The sequence below is a fragment of the Ferrimicrobium sp. genome (genome assembly GCF_027319265.1).
In the GTDB taxonomy this organism is placed as follows: Bacteria; Actinomycetota; Acidimicrobiia; order Acidimicrobiales; family Acidimicrobiaceae; genus Ferrimicrobium.
Genome location: NZ_DAHVNP010000003.1, coordinates 1 through 15122 on the forward strand (window position 1 = coordinate 1; position 15122 = coordinate 15122).

At 56.2% G+C, this 15122-nt stretch carries 14 protein-coding genes and 1 pseudogene; 5 read left to right on the top strand and 10 right to left on the bottom strand.

What is annotated here, in order from left to right:
- Positions 1–57: 57 nt before the first annotated feature.
- Both M7439_RS00105 and M7439_RS00110 read right to left on the bottom strand, forming a co-directional pair.
- On the bottom strand, positions 58–318 hold the full coding sequence (locus M7439_RS00105; RefSeq protein WP_298344010.1) for an ATP-binding protein: 261 nt from the start codon (positions 316–318) through the stop codon (positions 58–60).
- Positions 311–745, bottom strand: coding sequence for an ATP-binding protein (locus tag M7439_RS00110; protein ID WP_366525202.1), 435 nt, complete (start codon positions 743–745; stop codon positions 311–313). The genes M7439_RS00105 and M7439_RS00110 overlap by 8 nt, the downstream gene beginning before the upstream one ends.
- A gap of 192 nt (positions 746–937) precedes the next feature.
- Here M7439_RS00110 and M7439_RS00115 point away from each other — a divergent pair, with 192 nt between their 5' ends.
- Positions 938–1978: a GDSL-type esterase/lipase family protein gene (locus M7439_RS00115; protein WP_298344005.1), complete on the top strand. Its 1041-nt coding sequence runs from the start codon at positions 938–940 to the stop codon at positions 1976–1978.
- 243 nt (positions 1979–2221) lie between these two features.
- On the opposite strand, the gene M7439_RS00120 is transcribed toward M7439_RS00115, so the two are convergent.
- Entirely contained in the window at positions 2222–2419 is a 198-nt protein-coding gene (locus M7439_RS00120; RefSeq protein ID WP_298344002.1) for a hypothetical protein, read from the bottom strand.
- A 218-nt stretch (positions 2420–2637) separates the two neighbouring features.
- On the opposite strand from M7439_RS00120, the gene M7439_RS00125 reads away from it, so the two are divergent.
- Positions 2638–2826: a hypothetical protein gene (locus M7439_RS00125; RefSeq protein ID WP_298349219.1), complete on the top strand. Its 189-nt coding sequence runs from the start codon at positions 2638–2640 to the stop codon at positions 2824–2826.
- A gap of 378 nt (positions 2827–3204) precedes the next feature.
- Here M7439_RS00125 and M7439_RS00130 read toward each other — a convergent pair whose 3' ends face one another.
- Positions 3205–3891: a metal-dependent transcriptional regulator gene (locus M7439_RS00130; protein ID WP_298343997.1), complete on the bottom strand. Its 687-nt coding sequence runs from the start codon at positions 3889–3891 to the stop codon at positions 3205–3207.
- Between the two features lie 641 nt (positions 3892–4532).
- Here M7439_RS00130 and M7439_RS00135 point away from each other — a divergent pair.
- Positions 4533–5804, top strand: a complete 1272-nt coding sequence (locus M7439_RS00135) for an NRAMP family divalent metal transporter (protein ID WP_298343995.1) — start codon at positions 4533–4535, stop codon at positions 5802–5804.
- Here M7439_RS00135 and M7439_RS00140 read toward each other — a convergent pair.
- Together M7439_RS00140 and M7439_RS00145 are read right to left on the bottom strand one after the other, a co-directional pair.
- Positions 5799–6854, bottom strand: a pseudogene (locus M7439_RS00140) (C40 family peptidase). The gene M7439_RS00135 and the pseudogene M7439_RS00140 overlap by 6 nt on opposite strands.
- On the bottom strand, positions 6766–6981 hold the full coding sequence (locus tag M7439_RS00145; RefSeq protein ID WP_298343991.1) for a hypothetical protein: 216 nt from the start codon (positions 6979–6981) through the stop codon (positions 6766–6768). The pseudogene M7439_RS00140 and the gene M7439_RS00145 overlap by 89 nt, the downstream one beginning before the upstream one ends.
- Before the next feature lie 774 nt (positions 6982–7755).
- Here M7439_RS00145 and M7439_RS00150 point away from each other — a divergent pair.
- Positions 7756–8175 carry a hypothetical protein gene (locus tag M7439_RS00150; protein ID WP_298343988.1) on the top strand — a complete coding sequence of 140 codons (420 nt, stop codon included), beginning with the start codon at positions 7756–7758 and terminating at the stop codon, positions 8173–8175.
- Positions 8176–8495: 320 nt separating this feature from the next.
- Here the strand turns inward: M7439_RS00150 and M7439_RS00155 are convergent, their stop codons facing one another.
- Positions 8496–9566 carry an alanine racemase gene (locus M7439_RS00155; RefSeq protein WP_298343985.1) on the bottom strand — a complete coding sequence of 357 codons (1071 nt, stop codon included), beginning with the start codon at positions 9564–9566 and terminating at the stop codon, positions 8496–8498.
- Between the two features lie 623 nt (positions 9567–10189).
- A complete protein-coding gene (locus M7439_RS00160; RefSeq protein ID WP_298343981.1) occupies positions 10190–10627 on the bottom strand; it encodes a hypothetical protein in 438 nt (145 codons plus the stop codon).
- Between the two features lie 335 nt (positions 10628–10962).
- On the opposite strand from M7439_RS00160, the gene M7439_RS00165 reads away from it, so the two are divergent.
- Positions 10963–12654 carry an FAD-dependent oxidoreductase gene (locus M7439_RS00165; protein ID WP_298343978.1) on the top strand — a complete coding sequence of 564 codons (1692 nt, stop codon included), beginning with the start codon at positions 10963–10965 and terminating at the stop codon, positions 12652–12654.
- Positions 12655–13240: 586 nt separating this feature from the next.
- On the opposite strand, the gene M7439_RS00170 is transcribed toward M7439_RS00165, so the two are convergent.
- Together M7439_RS00170 and M7439_RS00175 are read right to left on the bottom strand one after the other, a co-directional pair.
- Positions 13241–13387: a hypothetical protein gene (locus tag M7439_RS00170; protein WP_298343976.1), complete on the bottom strand. Its 147-nt coding sequence runs from the start codon at positions 13385–13387 to the stop codon at positions 13241–13243.
- Positions 13388–13435: 48 nt separating this feature from the next.
- On the bottom strand, positions 13436–14893 hold the full coding sequence (locus M7439_RS00175) for an NAD(P)/FAD-dependent oxidoreductase (RefSeq protein WP_298343973.1): 1458 nt from the start codon (positions 14891–14893) through the stop codon (positions 13436–13438).
- Between the last annotated feature and the right edge of the window lie 229 nt (positions 14894–15122).

Genomic DNA, 15122 nt, shown 5'->3' on the forward strand with positions numbered 1-15122 from the left:
CAAGTGTCGCCTCCTTCTCGGTAGTTTTGATGGTGTCATGGAGTCTCGTCCGCGGACTTAGCCACCTTGGACTTCTTGGCTCTCATGGATGTTAACGGTCATCGAGAGGATGTGCGCGTTGCACAAGAGACGATCGAGTACCGCATCAGAGATTGTCGGGTCTCGGAGTGCCTCGTGCCACGAATCGATGGGCAGCTGTGAGGTGACGATGGTTGACTTGCGCTCAGATCGATCCTCGAGCACTTCGAGTAGATCCGAGGCTTCGTTCCCCTTGAGTGCCGAGAGACCGAAGTCGTCAATGACGAGTATCTTAAGCACGTGAAAGAGTCCCGAGTACCCTGAGGTATCTCCCGTCACCTCTGGCAAGAGCGAGATCGCTAAGGAGTGCCGGTGCCCTCCGGTACGCTGCGCTATGACCCGATCGAATCCCAGCAAAGGCCAGTGCACACGCGAGGTAACTCTTACCAACTCCGGTTGGACCGGTGACCGAGATGTTCTGGTGTGCATCGATCCAGTGTGATGAGCTAAAGCTCATGATGGTAGAACGGTCAAGTCCTCTCGGGGTGCGAAAGTCGAGGTCCTCAAGACTGGCTTGATGCCTGAGCTTGGCAGCTCTCAGGCGGGTGGTGAGCCTCCTAGCCTCCCGGTCCATCGCCTCTCGGTCTACTAGCATCCCAAAGCGTTCTTCGAAGCTGAGCTCGAGGTAGCCGACGCTATCAAGCTGTTCACCAAATGCGTCTGCCATCCCTCGTAACCCAAGGTCTGTCAGGGTTGTCATGGTCTGGTTGTTTAACATCCGCTAATGTGCCCAGAAGGTTTAGGGGTAGAGTGATACAGTATTGAAAACGTATCGCAGGGGATGGTGGCAGAAAGAAATTGGTGTCAGAGTGTTCTCGAAAAAGCTTTCGGTCAGTTTTGATATCATAGACCTTTCTGTATGATGACCTTAAAAACCCGTCTACGTTCCTATCTCCGCAAGATCGTGCTGATCGTACTGCTGATTCAGGTGGTTGTGGTTGTCGTTCCTGAGGCAGCTGGGGCGACCTCTCTTCCTTTACGCGGTACGTACCTTGCGCTTGGTGACTCTATTGCTTTCGGATACGTGCCGGTGCAGGCGCTGCCGACCTATCCGAGTACGTCGTGGTATAACGACCCCGCTCATTTTCGGAGCTACGCGAACGATGTCGCTAGCGCATTGCATCTCCAACTCGTGAACGCCTCTTGCCCCGGTGAGACGAGTGCATCAATGATTGATCCACATGCTCCGAGTAATCGGTGCGAGAATTACATGGGTCATGGAGGGGGGTATCGGCGCTTCTGGCCGCTTCATATCCGCTACTCAGGCTCTCAGCTGGGCTTTGCCGTGAACTATCTTAGGTCGCATCCCCAAACTAAACTCGTGTCGATCGACATCGGTGCTAATGATCTTCGGCTCTGCCAGCTCACTACGAAGGCGCAGTGTCGTAGTGCCAGTGAGGAAGAGCGTCTCGATGCATCATTGCGGAAGAATCTCGGGGTAATCTTTCATGCCATTCGGATCGAAGCCGGGTATCGGGGGCCTATCGTTGCACTGGAATATTATCCGCTTTTGATCAATGGCCGCATTGCCATGCACAGTACGGAAGGGATCAACGCTGTTGTTCGTCGAGCTACGCTAGCTGCGGGGGGTTTGACCGCTGGCGGATTTGGGGCTTTTGTCTCGGCTGCGGCGCCCTACGGCGGCAATCAATGTGCTGCAGGACTTCAGATTCGCTATCGCGTCAACAGCTCCGATGCTCGCTTCGTATGCAATATTCACCCCTCTCCTCTTGGAGATCGAGTGATCGCCAAGACCATTCTTGCGGCCCTTCTTCAATACCACGCGGTCACTGAGCGAAGAGTTGCGTCCTCGGAGATTGTCATGTACGCCCTCAACGGAAAGATTCCAGTCCCCAGGTACGTACGACGCAAGGCATGCGATGATGGCGACGTCTGTTAATGATCAGGCAGCGAGGTGGGGGACTGAGGGTGGGGCTAAATACCTCAACTGCACCGGGGCCATATTGGTCGATTGTTTTCACCCACCAATGCCATGCAGTTTCGGTGTTTGGCACCGTGCAATTATTTGACCACCATTGTGTAGTTTTGGTTCTCCGCCAACAAGAATCGAAGATCACGGGAGTAGCAAGCTCGCCAAAGAGCTCATGAATCAAGCGATTCCCAACGATGGGGTCGATTCCAGTCAGTTGACCATACATGCCGAATCAGAGAGCGCTTCGAGGTCATCACCGAGGGCTTCTTGGATGCGAAGAGCTAGCTCCTGGCCCTCGTCCTTGAATTCACAGGCGGATTTGTCCGAGTCGAGATCGCCCGTCCTGTTGTCGTTCCGACGATGGAGTTGTTCGCGGAGTTCGGCTGGGGGTGGTAGTGGGTCTGACATAGGTATCTGGTCGCGGCGCGGAGGGCGTGCGAGTCATCGGCGACTTAGCGATTGCCTGCCGTATCTATTATGGCCGGTCCTCTCGCATTCGAGGTGGTTCATCCGCGGCGGATCATTCCACGATCAAGTCCGTCAGGGGCCTTGCCCTCGCTGGCCCGGATTTTTCCCTTGCGTAGGGCTGGCCCCGGATCAGCTTCGGTCGCTGGGCAGGTGCCGTGTTGGCTGCTGAGATCGGAGTGGGGCGACTCAGTATGGGGCTTGTGGCAGAGCGTGTTGGAGTGACGACCCTGGCGCTCGACAAGCCTGTCGATAGTCTCGCTGATCTGACCCACCGGATCGCCGTTCTTGCAATGGACCTTCCACTAGCTTCGCGACTGCGTGCGCGATGCAGCCCAAAGGAGAGTTGAATCAGATGCACTGATGGCTGTTGCACGCGCTATGCGTGCCTACGTCAACGAACATCCGGGCCGCTTTCAGACCAGGAACACCGTTACGCCGGGTGACTTTTCTTATATCCCTGAACCAACGATTCGCGTCACTCTGGACCGGAGATTCATGCACTCCGGATGTTGCATGGGTTTGTAATCATCGAGCTTGCAGACAGATTCCGACTCGAAGGCGACGCAAGCGAGAGTTTTGACTGGATGATCAACACGATTGATCACGCATTACAGTTCACTCCTGATCGCGATGGCGCACCAGCTCGGTTGAAGTAAATGAAACGCATACCACCGATAGCCACCCGTAACAATCGCTGAAAGGCCATAAGGTACTGGGAAACCCAGCTATGAAGCAGCTCTCGTGATGGGATCAACAACAAGGAGGGCTGCGGATTTGATGGCGAGCGTGACGGAGTGTCCCTGGTGGTCAATAGTGAGCGATCGTGCATCTTGACGATGAACGCACAGTTCACTTCCCGGGAAGATCTCGTTGTCGACGAGGGTTGCCATGAGGACCTCGTCCTCCTCTAGCTCCTCGGTGATGCGCTGGAGCTTAAGTGGCACCCCGATACCAGCTTCGTTGAGGCGAATGCCTGGCGAGCCGATGGCGAGGCTAGCATCCGTTCCGTAGGGGATCGGGTTGCCATGAGGACAACGAAGAGGGTTGCCGAGCAGCGTCGTGATCAGGTTTTCAACCTCATCGGAGATGGCGTGCTCCCAACGGCCAGCTTCAATGTGCAGCTTCACGTAGGAAAGGCCGATCACTTGGTAGAGCAGGCATTCGGCGAGTCGATGCTTTCGCACGACTCCTTCGGCAAGTTTTTGTCCTTGTTGGGTGAATTCGAGCTGCTTGCCGGAGGGACGAGCGAGGTAACCTTCGGCGACCAAACGATCGAGCCGTTGGGTGACCGTGGGAAGAGAGCGCCCAAGACGTTCGGCGAGGCGCGTCGGAATCACTTCGATCGAGTCTTCTCTCAAGTACCAGATGGTCTCAAGATACTCTTCTAGAGGAGGGTGGGACTCGATGGTCATCACTGTACTTTATTAGCGCCAACCACGACGTGCTGCTTTAACCGTGCGAGCCACCGATAGTGGCTCGCACTCGCCGCTTGAGCAGAAGAAGATCTCGATCGTTGCTGGGGATATGTTTGGGTTGACCGCTACATACGGTTGTCACTTTGGCTGGTTACGGGGTTGCAAAACTTGCGTGGAGTCAGGTAAGGGTTAACGGACGACCTCAACGTGAGTAGTTTCAGCCTGTTGGGTGGGCTGCAAGCCGTGTTCCCTTCCCACCCTGGAAAAGCGACAGTACGCAGTGCAGAGCTTTCGCTATCTCCTCGAGTCAAGCCATTGTGTGGTAGGCGTGCGTCAGATACCCAGTTAAATCTACCTTGCTGGCAAAATGTGAAGCCTTGTCGTCCGCATCGCGATTGCTGGCTGCCGACGCTAGGCCAGTGATGTCATCGACGAGTCCATACTTGGCCGCTCGTCGGCAGCCAGCTAGTTGTTGAAAGGCTCCAACAGAGCTCCTTGCACTTGGGGAGCTGCTCGCACCCTACGTCTCGACAGACGTCATGTGACGGGAGGTGAGGGATCGCCAAAAGTGCCAAGAGCTGTGAGGTGGAGACGAGCATGTGGCCGGTGGTGAACTTAGGATAGGCTAACCTAAGTCTATGAAATTCGCTGAGGGCGCCTCTCCGTATGTATCTCGAAGGAGCAACTTTCGGCATCGGGATCTGTGGATTGGATTTCTTGTCGTGTGGGGTCCCGGCCTTCTTGTCATGCTTGCTGACACTGATGTCGGCAGTCTTGTGACAGCTGCGCAGTCCGGTACCCAATTTGGCTACAGGATGGTACTACCGAATCTGATTCTTATGCCGATTCTCTATTTTGTACAGGAGATCACCGTTCGGCTGGGAATCGTCACTGGCAAGGGGCATGGTGCGCTGATTCGTGAGCGTTTTGGCAAGAGATGGGCGTTACTTTCAGCTGGTACGCTCTTTCTGACTGCAGTAGGTGCGCTACTGACAGAGTTTGTTGGTGTTGCTGGGGTAGGGGACCTTTTTGGGGTTTCACGCGTCATCTCTGTCCCGGTCGCTGCAGCCTTTCTCATTGGAATTGCAATGACAGGCAAGTACCCAAGGGCGGAGCGCGTTGGTATCGCCCTGGGTCTTGCTGAGCTCGTTTTTATTCCAGTGATGGTCATGGCACACCCTAGCTTTTCGGCCATTGCCGATGGTTTTGGGCATATGCCGCTTCACAATGGCGGATTTATCTTGCTCTTGGCCGCAAACGTCGGTGCGGTCATCATGCCATGGATGATCTTCTATCAGCAAGGTGCGATGGTCGACAAAGGCTTGACGCGAGCCCACATTGCGGCCGCTCGGAGAGACACGGCCTTCGGTTCAGTGCTCACCCAGCTCATCATGGTGGTGATGATAGTGACGTTCGCGGCGACCATCGGGATCGCACGTCCCGGGACGGCATTGAACACAATCGGTGAGATGTCGTTGGCGCTTCGTCCGTATGTGGGGGTGGTGGGAGGCAAGGTGCTCCTTGGCATCGCTATGCTCGGTGCTGGGCTCGTTGCTGCTCTCGTGGCGTCGCTGGCCGGTGCTTGGGGCTTGAGCGAAGCATTTGGTTGGAAGCACACGCTCAATACCAAACCCGATCGTGATTCAGCGAAATTCTACACTACGTACACTCTGGCCCATGTGTTTGGAGCCATCATTGTGCTGCTGAGCCTCGATTTGATCAGGTTAGTAATCTACGTGGAGGTGATGAACGCGCTGCTCTTGCCGATCGTGTTAGGATTTCTGCTGGCACTGGAGGCAAAAGCGTTACCGGACGCATTCAGGATGCGCGGCCTGTACCGTTTGGTGGTCACGGCTCTCTGTGTTGTCGTGATGGGATTTGGACTCTACGTCATTCGAACACTTCTATAGGCTACCCATCGTAGTATAAGCACTTGGTAGGTAATTGATCGCTCCGAACTGAACGGGGGTGCCGGACCAGGTGATTGGATCGAGCGATACGGGGCGGCCCGGATTGGTGGCCTCCACAACCTGTCCGTTGCCAACGTAGATCGCTACGTGATCGATGCTCGTGGCGCCTTCAGTATCGTAGAATACCAAATCTCCCGGCTAGAGCTGAGAATAGCTTACTGGCGTTGTGTCGTTTGCTTGATCCGCTGCCGAATGAGGAAAGTCGACTCCCAGCTTGGCGTAGGTAAACATGACGAGCCCCGAACAATCGAAGATCTGTAACCCATTTTCCCATTGACCAGAACCTCCCCACACATAGGTCGTGTCGTAAGCGTTCACTATCTGAAGAGCCATTTGTGCCGCTTGTGCCGACACGGGATTGGCGATATCGGGGCTAGGAGCCGGTGTGGGGCTAGGAGTGCTGGCCTGATTCGGTTGAGTCGCGTTGTGTGGTGAGCCGCCGACCGCCGCCTGTGCCTGTGCCTGTGCCGCCGCCTGTGCCTGTTCGGCGGCAAGAGCGGCAGTCGCCTGCGCTTCGCGTTGTTGGATGACTGCTTGTTGTTGCTGATAAACCAATTGTTGAATCTGCTGATTGACTTGACTGAGCGTGTTGACAGCCTGCGCCTGCGCCGACTGCGCACGGTTGCGATCTGTGCCGAGCAGTATGACGGTTGTGGCTTCTTGTCGGTTTTGTGTACTCAACTCCTTCTCTTGTTGCTGGAGCACTTGTTGAGCAGCCTGATACTGTTGGACATCTTGTTCCTGGACATCGGTTGCGGTATTGATTTCTTCTTGCGTGAGCGCGGTGGCATCAGGATTGGTCTGCACAAGCGTGACGAAGTTGCTGTTTGTCCCGTCTTGCATGAATAGCGTGTCCGCTTCGGTGATCACCTCCGCGTGCAGGACCTTGAGATGTTCTTGTTCAGCTGAGATTGCACGTTTCGTAGTGACCACTGAGCTCTGCAGTTGCCCAAGCTTGGTCGTACTCTTCTGCATAGACCTGTACTGCATTATCGAGGACACTGATCTGGTTGGTAATTGTCTTGGCTTGCGCTTGGGCGGTCTGCAATGAATCTGCAAAGGCCACAGAGGGGAGGGCAATGCCGGCACCGGTCACGACGAGTACTATCGCGACCACGCCGATGATCGCAGCGTGAGTCCGTTGCCTGGTTATCGGAGGCTTCGATATGAATTTTGCATCGGTATCTTCACTTGCTTAGTTTAGACTTTCCTAAGAAACTAATCGGGGAGGATGTGGCTGAGGTCGTTTGTGGTGGTGTTTTGTCAGAAGTTACCTGAGTTGGCTGCTGAATGGCAAACTCCTATCTCCTCGTGGGTGGGAGTCCTCTGTGGTGCAGTTGTTCCCATGGAGACCGCTAGGCGCCGTTGCGTTGTCAGCCACGGACGAACTGTGATAAAACGCACGTTAGCAACCAAGCTTTGCGAACGTTACCGCTTATTTCCGAAGATCCTCTTTGCTTCGCAGGCAAAAGTACTTCTGGCTTTGTGATGCCGGGCACGGTCTATGGGTGCAACGAAAGAGCGAGTGCAGGTTTGCTAATGCGTACCCGATGAGAAGGTTGGTAACGATCGAGCCGATGGATTGTCACTCCATTGATATGCTGAGCGGGTGGCCGCCGAACCCGACCAACATCGGCAGACGTAGGTGATAGCTGCGTGAGCATCGCTCGCGTCTGTCTTCGCTGAAGCCACCGGCAAAGCCCTAGGCTAGGGGGTAGTGCGCAGTAGGTTCCAAAGAGAGAGCAGCGGCGTCAAGCAGCATGGCTCGCCGCGGTGGCGGGGCTTGCCCGGGTTCATGGTACGCCACGCGTTGCGCGGTTCCCTCGCTGTGTCAGGCCTGCTCTTCGCTTGGTGGGAAGGCTCTCATCCCTGGCCGAGTGAAGCAGCCCATTTGAGTATCATTGCCGCCATAGGCGTCATATTCGCATTGGCGATCATGGAGGGTCGTCACCGCCAACGTCTATCCAACCGGGCCTGGCTGTCACGAATATGGGCTGGAATCAGACGACCAACACAACGCTCATGGTGCTTTCTCTTTGGTGCGGTGGTGTGGGTGATCCTTGTGTTGGCGGTCGCCGGCTGGGATTTCCGTAGCTTTCTCTTGGAGGTACCTTCGTTGCCGACGTTGAGCTATCTGATCGGACGGGTGAGCCGCTTTGCAACGGGCCGGTCACTGCTCGTTGCTGCTTGGCTGGCTCTCGGTGTCTTCTTTGTCCTGGCAAATCGTGTGCATATCACCCGAAACGATAAGAGGACATCCGCGAATCTAGGTGATCAACCACTTCCCCCAAACCGAGGACAGCAGCCATGAATATCGGACAAATAGTATGGCTCAGCTTGGCGGTGACGATCCTTGTTTGGGTCAGCGTAACTCAGTTGTGGTCGGATCGGCTGCCGACCCTGAAATCGATCGCCTTTGGCTTCCTTGACTCCTGGTTGGGACGGGTTCTTTTGTTGTGCGGTTGGGCGGAGATGGGTTGGCATCTGTTTTGCCAACATCCTTGAGGAAGCGTCGCCAACCCGCTGAGGTCCGACGACGGCTTCGAACAGTTGATGACAACGGCGGTAGCGATAGCAGTGGTCAGTCATTTGGTGGCGAATCGAGAACGTCAGGTCATCGAGATGGAGTTGTTACGTTAGGTGGCCGCGCGCGTCGATCCTGATTGGATCAGAGTCCAGTACGATAAATTGGTCATAGAGATTGACAACGGTGCAGATATGGTTGGGTAGCACGTGGAGCAGCGTACCCTCGGGTGGTGGTTTGCTTTGGTAGGAGACGACGCCGTGATGTTCTGATACTCTGGTCACGATCGCCCCGTCGAGTTCTCGCACGGAGCCAAAACCGTCGACGAGAGAACTCGACTCCGCGGTGAGCGCTTTACTGCCAGCATCGACGACAAATTGACCGGGTACGGCGGTACTCATTACCCGGGTCGCCACGACGGCAGCCACCTGGTCGGGGGTGGCGACTCCCAAGGCAATTTGTTGGCGATCGTTCAGAAGGTAGGTGCCAGGACGGGCTTCGGTAACGACACCACCGAGCTTGCGTGCCGTTGGGGAGGATCCGGCACTGAGGACTGTTGCTGTGATTCCGTGATCGCAGAGGCTCAAGCGTGCGACCTCAAGAGCCTCACTCTCTTGTGTTGCCGCCCGGCTGGTCACTCCGACGCCAGCATAACTATGCCCACCATGGGTAAAGACGCCAGCGATGCGTAGCCCGAGGGATTGGCAGCGGGCGGCGAGGGGGCCGGCCTGATCTGGTTGAACACCGGTGCGATGTTGCCCGCTGTCGATCTCTATCATCACCTCGACCCCGTCCGGGGTGTGCAACTGCTCGGCCAGGTTCTGTGCACCACGCGCTGAATCGATACCAATGCGAAGCTTGGCAGAGAGGGAGAGTCGGTCTAGTCGTGCGGCGGAGTGGGGCGTGATCCAGAGAGGAAGCGCGATGAATACATCATCGAACCCAGCGGCACTAAACACTTCTGCCTCTCCGACCGTAGCGACGGTGACACCATCAGCACCCAGTGATTGCTGTAGTCGTGCAAGGCTGGTGGATTTATGGGTTTTGACGTGCGGGCGTAGCGAGATACCGCGATCGCGCAGTGCGTCCGCCATCGCTTTCGCGTTTGTTGTGGCCACATCGAGGTCAATAAGGAGATATGGCGTCGCGATATGCTGTGGTTCCTGAATGGTTCGCATGTACTTGACCTTTCGGTGCCAAAGTCCGATCATAGTCTCAGTGAGGAGCTACTCGATGCTGGGACGACACACCTTGCTTTGTCGCGGCGTGATCACCTGCTCATGAGGCAGACGTCCATCTCGATGACGGGGAGAAGGGTGATGAACGGGCACTCGCGCCCTCAAGGGCGACGCCAACGGTGAAGCCTGATCGGTGATATGGCCTTGTCGTGGTGGAGTAGGCAAAGGCCTAGCTTCTCGGTAGGGATAGTGACGCGAGCTGGCGGCGGATCAGCTAGTGGATGATGCGAGAGATTGGACGGACTCGCCGATACGAGGAGAGTTACTGATGTGTATTGTCCTCGGTGGTGAACCAGTAGCGAGGGCTCAGCGCGAACAGTGTCAAGCAGGTGGTTGTGTGGCGTGTGGCACGAACGAGGGTGAGTCAGAGGCCGTGGCATCCGGCGCTGCTCATTCGCTCATGAGGCGTAGCGATGCCGCCGTTTGACCCTCCTCTTCGCTGTGGGTAATGCATACGAGTCGGATCGTCGCGCGATATATTCAGTCCATTTTCGGGCCGATGGTATAACGAAGCTCTCTGCTGGCGCAATCGAGCTGGCTCGCGTGGCAGGAGGATAGCTCCGCTAATCGGCAATTACCGCTTGGTCGGGGCTGCCTCGCCCATCGGAGCGGTCCTGTTGCAACTCCAATACATACTTTCTGAGCCGTGTAATCTCGGTGAGAAGATCTGCAACTTGACCGGTAGTCGTCGTAATCCATTGCTCGGATGGATCGCTTACACCATGGCGTTTGTGAACGACCCATGCGTAGTGAGCCTGCGCATTTTCGCACTCCCTCAAGGCCTCGCGCCACCATTGTGTCAGCGAGAGGGTACGACAGTTCTTCGCCTCGAAGACGTGATCGGGGGCAAGCTCAACCTTGACATCTCCCTTGTCATGCGATCCCTGCAGTCCTAGGCGGTGGGCGGAGAGGCCATGTTGGCGAAAGACCTCGACGAGGTCGTTCTCTAACGACCTGCCAGCCGCCTTTGCTGCGGCTTTTGATCGCTTTCTAGCCTCCATTCGGTGAACTCCCTTCCTGTGTGTTGTGCAAGCTACCTGAACGGAGTGCCGTTTTGGTAGAACTGGTGGTAGAACTGGTGGTAGAACTTGATAATATTGGGCCGTACCTGTCGGTATCGTTTCTCTTGACTCGCCGACGTGGCGCATCGAAAACGAAGAAGAGATGGTGACCCGGTCGTCATGTATCGACAACACGTTGGTTGTGTCCGCTACGAGCACTGTTCGCTCTTCGGTAAATGGAACCCATTATTAGATCGTATATCGGTAGGGACTAAAGTCCTTTGTCTGACGGGAAGCGACGCCCCCTCAATCGGCCGTCAGATACGCTGGGGGGTATGGAAAAACGCTCGCAGCAACCCGGTTTAACTACTCCCTCACCACGAAAAGTCATCGTCATCGGTGGCGTGGCCGGCGGTATGTCAGCGGCGACCAGGCTCCGGCGTCTTGATGGGCACGCTTCGATTACCGTGCTCGAACGTTCCGGTCATGTCTCCTATGCCAACTGCGGACTGCCGTATTTTGTTGGTGCCGTGATCGAAGAGGAAGAGGAACTACTACTGCAGACGCCTGAGCGGCTGCATGATCGATTTCGGCTTGATGTACGCGTTGATAGTGAAGTGGTAGGCATCGACCGCGAACGTCACCAGGTCCGGGTGCGGTCGACGGGTGGAGGTGATCCTGAGGTTCTTGAGTACGATAAATTGATCCTTAGCCCAGGAGCGTCGCCGATACGGTTGAACATCCCAGGAGCCGAACGGATGCGCGTGCTGCGCACGGTCGAGGATGCTCAGCGGATCGTCGGCGATGTCGCCAAGACGCCGAGGACAGCGGTTGTCGTGGGGGCGGGTTTCGTGGGGTTGGAGACTGCGGAGAACCTCTCGCATCATGGTATTGCCGTTACCGTCGTCGAGGCAGCTCCACAGGTGTTGCCAGCACTCGATCCTGAGCTGGCGGTGATGGTCGAGGAGGAGTTGATCCGACATCACATCACCGTCATCACCGGTGCTTCGGTGGTAGAGGTGCATGCTTGGGGGGTGACGCTCAGCGACGGTCGCGAAGTCGAGGGTGAGTTGGTGGTGGCGTCGGTTGGCGTACGACCCGATGTGAGACTTGCGAAGTTGGCTGGGCTTGCCATTGGGCCCCATGGTGGCATCGTGGTTGACGAGTCGAACGTGACAAGTGATCCAGATATCTATTCCGTTGGCGATGCGGTCGAGAAGTTCGATAGTGTCAGTGAGGGGCCATCGTTGATTGCGCTGGCCAACGTGGCCAATCGCCATGGGCGTAGGGTTGCCGATCATATCTGTGGGCTCAGTGCTCGTCACGTGCCGTCGATCGGGACCGCCGTTGTGCGGGTGTTCGAGACCGTAGCTGCGACCACCGGTTGGAATGAGCGTCGTCTCCGAGAGGCAGGGAGGCCATATCAAGTGGTGCGTGCGCATCCAATGAACCACGCTAGTTATTACCCAGGCGCAGAACCGATGTCGCTGAAGTTGCTCTTTGATCCGGAGGATGGCATGATTCTTGGTGCACAGGCCGTTGGTGGAGGAGGGGTCGACAAACGTATCGATGTGTTAGCGACGGCGATGTCTGCGGGCCTGCCAGTTGAGGAGCTCGCGAATCTCGAACTCGCCTACGCTCCACCCTTCTCGTCTGCGAAGGATCCGGTCAACATGCTCGGTTATATCGCCGAAAACGTCCGATTTGGCGACTGTGACGTTGTCGAACCAGATGAGGTGCAATCCTTGGTGGAAGCTGGCTGGACCCTGCTCGATGTACGAACGCCAGCAGAGCATCTATCCGGTTCTGTTCCGGGCAGTGTCTCTGCGCCAGTTGATGAGCTGAGAGGTGCCATCGACCATCTTGGCGATGGTCCATTCCTCGTCTATTGTGCGGTGGGGCTTCGTGGTCATGTTGCCACTATGTTGCTTGGCGAGCTCGGTTATCAGGCTCGCAACCTCAATGGCGGTTACCGCACCTACACCGCCTTTCATGCCGCTCGTCGAGTCGAGTCGGCACTGGCCTGACGCTGAGGGAGGGCCCCCACTGTGAGGCCTTGCGGCGGGGCTTTGCTCTTGTGCCAGCCCAACCGCGTTCGACACCGAGCTGGGCTCCCGTTCTGGAGCTCTCTAGTCTTCCTGTCTCGATGGTTGTACAACATCTGCGGTCGTTGGATGTCGTTGAGGCTGATCCTTTGTGTCGATGTACGGATCCGTGCGTGCCCGCATGGTAGCTGATGGCAATGCTTATGCTGCGATGGAGAGTGGCGTGGTGACTCCATCTCTCCAGGCTTTGCACTGGCATGAGTCTTTTCGAGGACGGTCTCTGTATGGTGCGACCGTCACCGAAGAGATCCCGCATCGGATCGATCGACCCGGTCCATAGGGACGGGGCTTGTTCTCTCGGGTTTGCTTGGGGGTCAAAGGTGAAGGTCTAGAGTTGGTGTCGAAGATTGGACGCTGTGACGGTCCGCTGTACCGGCATTGAGGTCGGGCGGACACGCACAACAACGCCGAAGACACTGGCGCTTGGGCGCGTGTCTTCGGCGTTGTCATCTGCCGATGTCAGTGGCTTGGTCTCGATGATCACCATGGCACCTGACCGACAGCTTGGCTAATCGTGACCCTTCCCTACCATTTTGAGCATTCGTAGGTTAAAGAGTGCGAATCGGATCAACTGATAGGCCATGTTTTGGCGTGTCCGTAGTGTTCTCCGCGTGGGAAGCGGAGCATCAGCGATGTCCTGGTTAGCGGTATCCATCAAGTTCTCCTTCAAGAGTATTGGTTATCGGTGATTGTAGCATGGTGGCTACTCAGGAATGAGGTGCCAGCCAGGAAGACCACGAGCTTTATAGATGAACAAGTAGTGCAAGAGGAGCTTTGTCCAGTGACCGCTCCGTCCGATTTCTCCGGTGGTTGCTTTGTCATCTCGGCCTGTCAATGGGTATTTCTGGTAGTCGGGCACGATGGGGAACATTGTCATGGCGGCGGCTGACCCTGTTCGCAGGTTGGCTCCGGCGGAGGCGATACACGCCGCTCCCATCGTCGCCATCGAGGCAGTCTTGGGTCCTTGGGTCGCGCCCGTTGTGAGCCGGTGGGTGATGTTCTCGGCGACAACTCTTCCCATGACGCCAGAGGGCATCCCAGTTCGAGGAGGTGCTGGCGAGATTGGTGTTCCATTCACACTGGTACGTGGACGTGAGACGGGATGGGGAGGCGCAAAGGCGATACCGATGCCAAAGAGATTGTCATAGGTTGGGCTCTGATAGGTGTTTGGCCAATCCTGTGCCGTCCATTGTTCGTAGGGCTTCGCCGTATAATCGGCGTCAACTTTTAGAAACCCATTAGGGGCGAAGAGATCGCTGGTGATGTCGGTGCCGGTTCGGTCAAAGGCTTGGAGGTCGACACCGCGAAATGGCGGTAACAGCATGGCAAAGTCGTACTCGAGTGAGCCTTTAGTGCCGTCGAGCTGCTCGTAGTGAACGACCCCTGGGTCAACACGTTCAACATGCGCCTGTAGGATGGCACGAACGTTGCGCTCGCGAAAGAGCGACTCCGTCCAGATCTTCGATGTCGTAAGGTAACCACTCTGCGAGAATCGCATCCCATCGACACCGAAATCGCCGAGCTCATACTCGTTGGAGAGGTACACGATCTCCGCATTGTCGCGGACGCCTGCCTCTCGGAGTTCGTGCTCAACATTGAAGGCGTACTCAAAGGCAGCTCCTTCGCAGGTACATGCTCCATGTCCCATGCCAACAACCAGTGTCTTTTTTTCACCCCGGCGAAGCTCTTCTACGATCTTGGCAAAGGCTTCTGACGTCTTTGCCGCGTGGTCGGCCGTACATACAGACCAGGAGTTGTGGTCAGGTCCGAGACCCGGTGTCGCTTCAAAATTGAGTTTTGGACCGGTGGCGTTGATCAGGAAATCATACCGGAGACGCTCCGTCTCGCCCTCTCTCTTCGGGTCGGTATAGACGATGTCAACAGCACCCATCGGATCACCTTCGTCACCCTCTGGCCAGATAGCGACCGCACGAGCTTGGTGGAACTCGATCCGTTTGCGGCGGTAGATGGGGGCCAAAGGGAAGAGCACTTGGGAGGTCTTCATTTTCCCAACACCGACCCAGATGTTGGACGGAATCCAGTTCCAGTCAGCGTTAGGAGAAACGACGATTACCTCGTGATTCTGTTTTAGCTGACGCTTGAGGTGCAAGGCTGCGGTATGACCCGAGACTCCAGCACCCAGTATTACTATCTTCGCCACTGTTTATCGCCTTTCGTGAAGTGTGCCCGAGGGGTTCGTGGAGCGGTCAAACCACGGGTCGATGGCTAGCGCAACAGTGTCTCCACTGGGGGCAAGCGTACCTACCATACTCTGTTCGCCACCGTGTCTTCACTCAATCAACCCTCTTCCGCACATACCTATTAGGGTATCAGTGAATTCCCTTCGCACCCTACGTTTGCGCTCCATTAGGGGCTTTTGGCCCTGAGGA

Excerpts from the sequence above, each read along its gene's own strand:
- M7439_RS00135 (WP_298343995.1), top strand. The coding sequence starts at position 4,533 with ATGAAATTCGCTGAGGGCGCCTCTCCGTATGTATCTCGAAGGAGCAAC.
- M7439_RS00130 (WP_298343997.1), bottom strand. The coding sequence starts at position 3,891 with ATGACCATCGAGTCCCACCCTCCTCTAGAAGAGTATCTTGAGACCATC.
- M7439_RS00160 (WP_298343981.1), bottom strand. The coding sequence starts at position 10,627 with ATGGAGGCTAGAAAGCGATCAAAAGCCGCAGCAAAGGCGGCTGGCAGG.
- M7439_RS00115 (WP_298344005.1), top strand. The coding sequence starts at position 938 with ATGATGACCTTAAAAACCCGTCTACGTTCCTATCTCCGCAAGATCGTG.
- M7439_RS00170 (WP_298343976.1), bottom strand. The coding sequence starts at position 13,387 with ATGGATACCGCTAACCAGGACATCGCTGATGCTCCGCTTCCCACGCGG.
- M7439_RS00165 (WP_298343978.1), top strand. The coding sequence starts at position 10,963 with ATGGAAAAACGCTCGCAGCAACCCGGTTTAACTACTCCCTCACCACGA.
- M7439_RS00120 (WP_298344002.1), bottom strand. The coding sequence starts at position 2,419 with ATGTCAGACCCACTACCACCCCCAGCCGAACTCCGCGAACAACTCCAT.
- M7439_RS00110 (WP_366525202.1), bottom strand. The coding sequence starts at position 745 with ATGGCAGACGCATTTGGTGAACAGCTTGATAGCGTCGGCTACCTCGAG.
- M7439_RS00155 (WP_298343985.1), bottom strand. The coding sequence starts at position 9,566 with ATGCGAACCATTCAGGAACCACAGCATATCGCGACGCCATATCTCCTT.